At 63.5% G+C, this 1516-nt stretch carries 2 protein-coding genes; both read right to left on the bottom strand.

The features are described 5' to 3' along the window. A partial coding sequence (locus NCS02_RS03400; RefSeq protein ID WP_250522886.1) for an ABC transporter permease subunit occupies nucleotides 1–902 on the bottom strand: 902 nt, incomplete at its 3' end. A 24-nt stretch (nucleotides 903–926) separates the two neighbouring features. Then, on the bottom strand, nucleotides 927–1516 hold a 590-nt coding region (locus NCS02_RS03395; protein ID WP_250522885.1), incomplete at its 5' end, for a branched-chain amino acid ABC transporter permease.

Raw genomic sequence — 1516 nt, 5'->3', positions numbered from 1 at the left:
CCCAGCACCACGCACGCCAGCACGACGATCGACTCCCAGAACGTGAACGATTCCGGCGACACGAAGCCCTGGAACGCACCGAACATCGCGCCCGACAGACCGCCGAACGACGCGCCCATCGCGAATGCGAGCAGCTTCACGTTGCGGGTGTTGATGCCCATCGCCTTCGCGGCGATTTCGTCTTCGCGGATAGCGGCCCACGCGCGGCCGATACGCGAATGCTGAAGGCGCGTACACACCCAGATCACGAACAGCGCGCACAGCACGAACAGGTAGTAGTACAGGTACACCGACGGGAATTTGAAGCCGAAGAACTCGTGCGTCTGCGCGAGGCTGTAGCCGCCGACGTGCACCGGATCGATGCCCGTGATGCCCTTCGGACCGTTCGTGATGTTGACCGGACGATCGAGGTTGTTCATGAAGATCCGGACGATTTCCCCGAAGCCCAATGTCACGATCGCGAGGTAGTCGCCGCGCAGACGCAGCGTCGGTGCGCCGAGCAGCACGCCGAAGGTCGCGGCGAGCGCCATCGCGATCGGCACGATGATGAGGAACGGCACATGCAATCCGTTCGGCGCGAGCGCCGCGATCCACTCGAATTGCGTCGACAGTTGCGGCGACGACAACAACGCCGCCGTGTAAGCGCCGACCGCGTAGAACGCGATGTAGCCCAGGTCGAGCAGGCCGGCGAAGCCGACCACGACGTTGAGACCCAACGCGAGCATGACGTAGAGCATCGCGAAGTCGAGCACGCGGACCCAGTAGTTGCCGCCCGCTGCGCCGATGACCATCGGCGCGGCAATCACGAACACAGCGGTGAGAATGCCGATGACGAGCGTCTTCGTCATGTTCTTCTCGGGGATGAGCGTCGTGGACGGCTCAATCGGTTGAATCGAAGTCATTTTTTTGAGCTCCTCACACGTTCTTTAAGCGCGGTCCGCGACACGTTCGCCGAGCAGACCCGACGGACGGAACACGAGCACGATGATCAGCACGACGAAGGCGAAGACGTCCTGGTAGTTGGAACCGAAGACCCCGCCCGTCAGATTGCCGATGTAACCGGCGCCCAACTGTTCGATGAGACCGAGCAGCACGCCGCCCACCATCGCGCCCCCCAGGTTGCCGATGCCCCCCAGCACCGCCGCCGTAAACGCCTTCAGGCCGGGAATGAAGCCCATGTAGAAGTGCGCGTTGCCGTATTCCGACGCGATCATCACGCCCGCCAACGCAGCCAGCGCCGAGCCGATCATGAAGGTCGCGGAAATCACGAAGTTCGGGTTCACGCCCATCAGCGACGCGACGCCCGGGTTCTCGGCGATCGCGCGCATCGCGCGGCCGAGCTTGGTCTTGTGCACGAGGAGCAGCAGGCCGCCCATCACGAGGAACGCGACGACGATGATGACGATTTCGGTCATCGAGATCACCGCGCCCGGACGGGTTTCGTCGGCGGCGATCACGTTGATCGGATCGGTCGGCAGAAGCTGCGGGAAGGCGAGCGGATTGCGGCCCCAGATCA

It is taken from the genome of Caballeronia sp. NCF2 (genome assembly GCF_023631205.1).
Classification (GTDB): domain Bacteria; phylum Pseudomonadota; class Gammaproteobacteria; order Burkholderiales; family Burkholderiaceae; genus Caballeronia; species Caballeronia zhejiangensis.
Note: the sequence above shows the minus strand (reverse complement) of the source record. Positions and strands in the feature narration are given on the sequence as shown.